The 7,916-nt window shown below is 43.2% G+C and carries 6 protein-coding genes; 5 read left to right on the top strand and 1 reads right to left on the bottom strand.

Annotated elements, in window-relative coordinates:
• The first annotated feature begins 184 nt into the window (after positions 1-184).
• Positions 185-1,375 (top strand): glycosyltransferase family 4 protein, encoded by a 1,191-nt coding sequence (locus DP117_RS32695; protein WP_169222325.1) that lies wholly within the window; start codon positions 185-187, stop codon positions 1,373-1,375.
• 117 nt (positions 1,376-1,492) lie between these two features.
• Here DP117_RS32695 and DP117_RS32690 read toward each other — a convergent pair whose 3' ends face one another.
• The gene (locus DP117_RS32690) at positions 1,493-2,344 is read right to left on the bottom strand and encodes a M20/M25/M40 family metallo-hydrolase (RefSeq protein WP_169222324.1); all 852 of its coding nucleotides are present in this window, start codon (positions 2,342-2,344) and stop codon (positions 1,493-1,495) included.
• A gap of 401 nt (positions 2,345-2,745) precedes the next feature.
• Between DP117_RS32690 and dnaK the strand changes: the two genes are divergently transcribed.
• From dnaK to DP117_RS32670, 4 genes are all read left to right on the top strand, one after another.
• Positions 2,746-4,887: a molecular chaperone DnaK gene (gene dnaK, locus DP117_RS32685; RefSeq protein WP_169222323.1), complete on the top strand. Its 2,142-nt coding sequence runs from the start codon at positions 2,746-2,748 to the stop codon at positions 4,885-4,887.
• 801 nt (positions 4,888-5,688) lie between these two features.
• Entirely contained in the window at positions 5,689-6,678 is a 990-nt protein-coding gene (locus DP117_RS32680) for a J domain-containing protein (RefSeq protein WP_169222322.1), read from the top strand.
• Positions 6,679-6,838: 160 nt separating this feature from the next.
• Positions 6,839-7,354 (top strand): J domain-containing protein, encoded by a 516-nt coding sequence (locus DP117_RS32675; protein WP_169222326.1) that lies wholly within the window; start codon positions 6,839-6,841, stop codon positions 7,352-7,354.
• 157 nt (positions 7,355-7,511) lie between these two features.
• Entirely contained in the window at positions 7,512-7,784 is a 273-nt protein-coding gene (locus DP117_RS32670; RefSeq protein WP_169222321.1) for a DUF3143 domain-containing protein, read from the top strand.
• The last annotated feature ends 132 nt before the right edge of the window (positions 7,785-7,916 follow it).

The following is a 7,916-nucleotide window of genomic DNA, read 5'->3' as shown; positions in this document are numbered from 1 at the left end:
CTCCACCGACTCCCCCCACTCCCTCCACTCCCCCGACTCTCTGAGGTGACTTCTGACTCCTTCTTTAAGAATGTAAAAAAAATCAAAAAAATTTCCATTTTGAGACATGTCACAGTACTCAAACTTGTATCTTGAGATAAATTTAGAAAATTATAGATTTGTAACGGGTTGGTTATAGAAGTATATGAAGATATTGGTACTAAGTTGGGAGTTTCCGCCACGCATAGTAGGAGGTATTGCTCGTCATGTGGCAGAGTTATATCCAGAATTGGTCAAGTTAGGACATGAAATCCACTTGATTACACCGGAGTTTGGTCATGCACCAATGTATGAGATAGTTGAGGGATTACAGGTTCACCGTGTGCCTGTGGCTCCTAGTCATGATTTTTTTCACTGGGTTGTTAATCTCAACGAGAGTATTGGGCATCACGGTGGTAAGCTGATACTGGAGGAAGGACCGTTTGATATTGTTCACGCACATGATTGGCTTGTTGGGGATGCGGCGATCGCCCTCAAGCACAATTTCAAAGTCCCCCTGATTGCCACTATTCACGCAACTGAATACGGACGTTACAACGGTGTTCATACTGCTATTCAACATTATATTAATCACAAAGAACAACTTCTTGCTTACAACGCTTGGCGAATCATCGTTTGCACTGACTATATGCGGCGGGAGGTAGAGCGGGCGTTACACGCTCCGTGGGATAAAATTGATGTTATCTACAACGGTATCCGACCAGAAAAAAAACGGCATCACCAAGATTTTCACGCTTTGGATTTTCGCCGTCAATTTGCTGAAGATGGTGAGAAAATCGTTTATTATGTCGGTCGTATGACTTATGAAAAAGGTGTCTCTCTACTGCTGAGTGCTGCTCCCAAAGTATTGTGGGAAATGGGAGGTGACGTTAAGTTTGTCATTATCGGTGGCGGTAATACCGACCATCTCAAAAAACAAGCTTGGGATATGGGAATTTGGGACAAGTGCTATTTTACAGGTTTTATATCTGATGAGTACTTGGATAAATTTCAAACAATTGCCGACTGCGCTGTGTTCCCCAGTCTTTATGAACCCTTTGGTATTGTTGCATTAGAAAGCTTTGCCTCTCGCGTCCCCGTTGTTGTTTCTGATACTGGTGGATTTCCAGAAGTCGTACAACACACGAAAACAGGCGTAGTCACTTACACAAATAACCCAAATTCCTTGGCTTGGGGTATTCTGGAAGTGTTGAAAAATCCAGGTTATCGGCAATGGTTAATTGATAACGCTTATGAAGATTTAAACAGACGCTTCTGTTGGTCTAAATTAGCAAAGGAAACTGAGGATGTGTACAAGCAGGTGGTGCAAGAGCGATCGCAAGTAACCTGGCTATAAACAAACAAAGTATAGCAGTTTTCTTTGAGTCGTGAAATCAAGGTACGGGATGATGGGAAAGAGGAGCGAAGGATATTTTTCCACACTCCCTCAGTTTCTCACTTTCTCAGTGTACATTCATCGAAGTTTCGCGATACCACTTTCCAAACCTTGGCAAACACCAGTCAGAAAATCTAAATCTAAAGTATCAATAGTATCGCTGGATTTATGATAATTTGGGTTACGCATGAATGCTGTATCTGTTACCATCATTGCTGGATAACCTGCATCCCAAAATGGTGCATGGTCACTTTGTCTTGTCTGAGGAACGATTAAACCTCTATTAGGTACTGGCAACCACTGACTTGGTACACCAATTTTACGAATACTGCTGCTAATACAAATTAAGTCACGAATTGTCCGCCAATTACCAACTAAAGCGATAAAATTACCACAATTAGGGTAAAAGCGTTCCAGAGGTGACGGATAATTTTGAGAACCTGGAGTCTGAACACAGTATCCAAGCATTTCTAGAGAAATCATTAAGCGTAGCGATTGCTCTTCTTGCTTGAGTTTAGCAACATACTCGGTGCTACCTAATAAGCCATATTCTTCCATATCAAATGCTACCAGTCGCAGGGGATATTTTATTGGTTGAGCAGCAAACATTCTTGCCAATTCCAGCAAGACTGCTACACCTGTCGCATTATCATCAGCCCCCGGTGTTCCAGGAACAGCATCATAATGGGCACCAATTAAAATTGGAGGTAAATCCCTGTTTTGAGATTGCGCTTGTGAAGGCAAATTCAAAATGAGGTTTTGACAAGTTTTGCTGCCAACTTTAAAGGTGTGGATTTCCACACTTCCCCATCGAGCAAATTCTTGACGAATGTATTCTTGGACAAAAAAATGTCCAGCAGTCGCAAGATAAGGATCGCGATCGCGGGCTATTGAGGTAAGGTGACAATTGAGCTGATTCTTTAGATTCACAAATTAACTAGTGAGGAACACTGTTTGATCAGAACAGTTGATGAGTACCGAAAAGCCAACGCTGTGCTGAGGTTATCCTCTAATCTAGAGGGAATCCCAAAGCCCCTGTTGAGTGCAACTGCCGTGCGACTGGTATTGCCCAATCTTGAGTCATTTTCTGATTTTCCATTCTCCAGAGTTTCAGGCGTTCAGGAAAAAATTGCGTACTCTCTTTGTTGATTCATTGAGAAAAAAGCTTTTCTCCTTGTTAAAGCCCTCAATTGATGACGAAAATGGACTTCATAACTCAGTACTCAAGACTCAACACTGATGAACGTGTAACTCTCAACAGCAAGATACAATAAATCAAGCATTAGATCTAAAAATTTAATTTATAAGACACTATAGGAGAACAAAAACGCATGGGCAAGGTAGTCGGCATTGACTTGGGTACAACCAACTCAGTAGTTGCCGTCATGGAGGGTGGCAAGCCGGTAGTGATTGCCAATGCAGAAGGCATGCGAACAACTCCCTCCGTAGTCGGCTTCACCAAAGAAGGCGAAAGAGTTGTTGGGCAAATGGCGCGACGGCAAACCCTCCTCAACCCACAAGATACCTTTTTCGCCGTTAAACGTTTCATTGGGCGCAGGTATGCCGAACTTAACCCAGAATCAAAACGAGTTCCATACACTATCCGCAAAGACGAGGTTGGTAACATTAAAATTTCTTGTCCTCGTCTAGATAGAGATTTTGCACCAGAAGAAATTTCCGCAATGGTACTCAAAAAGTTGGCAGAGGATGCCAGTAAATACCTGGGTGCCCCAGTGACAGGAGTCGTGATCACCGTCCCTGCTTATTTTAATGATTCTCAACGGCAAGCAACACGAGATGCTGGCAGAATAGCAGGTTTGGAAGTGCTGCGAATTCTCAATGAACCGACTGCAGCTTCTTTGGCTTACGGATTAGATCGTGGTAATACTGAAACAATATTAGTTTTTGACTTAGGTGGCGGCACATTTGACGTGTCGATTCTAGACGTTGGTGATGGGGTTTTTGAAGTCAGAGCAACCAGTGGAGACACGCAACTCGGTGGTAATGATTTTGACAAACAAGTTGTCGATTGGTTGGCAGAAAAATTTTTGTCAACTGAAGGGGTGGACTTAAGACGCGATCGCCAAGCTTTACAACGTTTGATGGAAGCAGCGGAAAAAGCCAAAATCGAACTTTCCTCAGTCAGTATCACCGATATTAATTTACCGTTTATAGCTGCTGATCAAGAAGGCCCTAAACATCTTGAAACCCGTTTAACTCGTTCAGAGTTTGAAGGTTTGTGTGATGACTTACTTGGACGAGTGCGTCTCCCAGTCAAACGCGCACTCAAAGACGCTGGTTTGACACCTGCAGATATTGATGAAGTTGTGTTAGTGGGTGGTGGTACACGTATGCCAATGGTACAGCGGCTTGTACAAGCAATGATTGGCATAGAACCCAACCAAAACGTCAATCCTGATGAAGTTGTGGCAGTCGGTGCAGCAATACAAGCCGGTATTCTCGGTGGAGAACTTAAAGATGTCTTGCTGTTAGATGTCACGCCCCTGTCTTTGGGATTAGAAACTGTTAACGGCGTCATGAAAAAGCTCATTCCCCGTAATACCACTATACCAGTGCGTCGCTCTGATATTTTTTCCACATCAGAAAATAATCAAAACACTGTGGAAGTCCACGTCGTCCAAGGTGAACGGGAGATGGCAGCAGATAATAAGTCTCTCGGACGGTTTAAACTGTATGGAATTCCACCAGCACCACGTGGAATTCCGCAGATTCAAGTATCGTTTGATATAGATGCTAACGGGATTCTACAGGTAACCGCCTTGGATAGAACCACAGGTAGAGAACAGAGTATCACAGTTCAAGGTGCTTCCACCTTAAGCGAAGGAGAAATCAAGCAAGCAATTCAGGATGCTCAGAGATACGCCGAAATCGACCGTGAACGTAAAGAACGGGTAGAAAAACGTACTCGTGCTGAAGCTTTGATTATACAAGCAGAACGACAACTCAGAGAAGTCGCATTGGATTTTGGGATGCAAGTTGCTCGCAGTCGTCGTCAAAGAATTGATAACATCTGCCGAGAATTGCGCGAGAGTTTGCAAGAAAATGATGACAGAGGTATTGACCAAGCCTACGCCGACTTGCAAGATGCTTTATATGAGCTAAACCGTGAAGTGCGCGAGTACTACGTTGACGATGAAGAGGATGACTTGTTTGGTGCTATCCGTGACATCTTCACCGGCGATAAAGACCGAGAACGCGAACCCCCAAGGGATACATTCCGCGATACTCTCGGAGGAAACCGCGCAAGGCGTGATAGTTATTCCGACAACCGTCCCATCCGTGATAATCGCGATTACTATGGCAGAGATTATAACGACGACAACAACAACAGAGACTATAACAGAGACTATAACAGAGGAGGTCGTTCCTCCGATGACAGGGGTTATTCACGCAAGCCCCAGCGTCCTAGCTACCAGGATAACTGGGACAATGAGGATGATGATTGGCTGTAACATCTACTAGTAGATATTTTGCGCAAATGGAGTTATAACTTTCAAGGCGGGAAACCTCACCTTTTTTGGAACTTTCAAATAACAAAAAACTCAATCACTCACAAGATAAGGAGGACACCTCTCCAGGAAATTCAAAGTATGCTCTTTGTTGCTCGCTGCGCTATTAAAAAAGAATTCTTAATTTTAAATTTTGAATTCTGAATGCGTGAATTTGTTAGCGTTTGCGCAGCGCCCCTCTTAGGGGCTAGCGTGCCGTAGGCAGCGTCAGCTTTGCTGCTAACAAAGTAGCGTGTCCGTTCAACCTCAATTCACCATTCCTGTCAGGCGCAGCCGTGCCGCAGGCATAGGAATCAAAACTCAAAAAGCGCAGACAACAAGAAAAAAGTCGTTTTGAATGCAGGAGGAGTGATCATTGATTTTTTGGAATTCCTTAACAACAAAGATGAAGTTTGACAGATGACACAAAGATAAAGAAGTTGATTCCAAATTCGGATTCGGTCATTAATCATTAGTAATTAGTAATTAGTTAATAATTTAATAATGTAAAAATTCAGAATCGGTGAATCTAGAATGAACAAAACTTTTAGCTATTGGGGTAGAGAACGTTTGCGCATTGCCCCTTCAGGGGAAGTGCGAGTATTGGGGTGATAAGAAAATGGGGAGGTGGGGTAGAGAGCAAAGCGAGTATTGGGGAGAATAATTACTGACTTGGTGACTCCTGATTCCTGAATTCTGAGTCCATAATTAATGAATAGCCCTTAAAAAATTAAAAGTTCAAAGTTAAAGATAAAGAACTGAACTATGCCAAATTTGCAGAACTTTCGCGATTACTACGAGATTTTGGGAGTCACAAAAGATGCCTCAAATGAAGATATTAAAAAGAACTATCGACGGTTGGCACGTCAGTATCACCCAGATCTAAATCCAGGAAACAAAGCAGCAGAGGAAAAATTTAAGGATATCGGAGAAGCTTATGAGGTTCTTTCCGACCCAGCAAAACGGGCGCAATACGACCAATTTAGCCGCTTTTGGAAACAAAAAGGTTTTGATAAACAAGCCGCAGCACGAGAGAACGGCTGGAATCGTAATAACGGTCGTACACGCAATCAAGAAGTAGACCCTGGTAGATATCCTGATTTTGATAGTTTTATTAATCAAGTTATTGGCGTAGGTGTTGGCAAAGATACCAAAAATGGAAATTCCACAACTGGAGTGGAAAGCGATCCGTTTAGTTCCACAAATAGAAAAGTTCAATATACAGTTAATTCTCGCCCCACTCGTCGAGATATAGAAGCCAGATTAACCCTACCATTGGAAAAAGCATATAAAGGTGGAACAGAAAGAATTCGCCTGGAAGATGGGCGATCGCTCGAAGTCAATATGCCTCCTGGTATGGTCACAGGTCAAACCATCCGCCTCAAAAATCAAGGTATTAATGGTGGAGATTTATACTTAAAAATTACAGTTAACCCTCATTATTTATTTAAAATAGAAGGCTACAATGTCCTTTGTCAGGTACCACTCACTCCCACAGAAGCAGTCTTAGGAGGACAGATAGAAGCACCAACCTTAGACGGGGCAGTAAAAATGTCTATCCCCCCTGGTGTGCGTTCAGGTCAACGCTTTCGGCTTGCCAATAAAGGCTACCCTAAAGAAAATGGTGAACGTGGTGACCAATTAGTAGAAATTCAAATTGTTGCTCCGAAAAATATCACTCAGCAAGAACGTGAACTTTACGAAAAGTTACGGCAAATAGAAACCTTCAAACCTCGTGCTGATTTAGTGAAATAAGATTGTCAGTCGTTAATGGTTAGTCGTCATTTTTGACAACAAAAAATCAACGACCAATCACAGACTCATGACAGTTTTAAGCTGCGGAGGGTCGGTTCGGTTTAGAATATTAGAAAAATATCGCTAAGTGACTGAAACAGCCGTGAATCAGAATGGGGCAATGCCAAAAAGCAGCGAACCAACGTATTACTCCCTGCTAGGACTGCATCCCTGGGCATCGGTAATTGAAATCCGTCGCGCTTACCGGGAACTGAGCAAGCACTATCATCCAGATACCACAAAATTGCCTACTGCTGTGGCGATTGGCAAGTTTCAGCAACTCAATGAGGCGTACGCTACTCTCAGCAACCCAGAACGGCGGTTTAGCTACGACCTGAAAATTGGCTATTCACGCTTTGGGGTTATCCAAGCACCCCCCGACTTGAATCATCCTGTTTCTGATGCCTACAACTGGTCTAAATCAGCTTACCTTGACGCCAGCGATCGCCCACTCAGCGCTGGTGAAATTTTTGCTTTGTTTATTCTAGGATTGACATTTTTGGCTTGCTTGTTGTTAGCGATCGCGATCGGCTTAACCCGTGGTCAAGGTGCCTTGCAAACACAACTACAACACACCCCAGCAATACACCAACCCGATGCTACTCTTTCTCAACCAGCCCGTTCTGTCTTAAATTAAAAATTATTTTTGAATTTTGATAATTTTTGTATTTTTTGTTTGCATTTTTGCAATTTTGTGCATCCTAAAGGAGGCATTTTATGCTCCGCGCAGCATACACACAGGGCATTTTTTGAATTTTGAATTTTGAATTTTGAATTTTGAATTTTAAATTATTATGTCTCTTCCTTCCCCCGAAACACCCTTATACAACCATCCTCTCCCGCAAATTGAATCTTGGCTTAGAGAGCAAGGTTGTCAACAAGATGAACAACAACTGCATTGCTGGCGCGTGCAGCGACCTAGTTGGCAAGCAGAACTTTGGCTAGATATTGAGCAGATCATCGTGCGATATCTCCAAGCTGGAGATGATGGGCAAGATATCCAGCGCGCCTTCAAGTATTCCCTCAGTCGAGAAGACGTAGAACGAGCTGTTTTTTCTGGACCATAGAAGAGGAGGGGGAGATGGGGAAGTGGAGGAAGATGGGGAAGTTGGGGAACTCACCTCCCCCCACTCCCTGGGGATTAGGGGCAGTAGGAGAAGATGGGGGAGAAAAACAGTTAATGTACATTAATTTTACTC

The organism is Brasilonema sp. UFV-L1 (assembly GCF_012912105.1).
Classification (GTDB): Bacteria; Cyanobacteriota; Cyanobacteriia; order Cyanobacteriales; family Nostocaceae; genus Brasilonema.
Note: the sequence above shows the minus strand (reverse complement) of the source record. Positions and strands in the feature narration are given on the sequence as shown.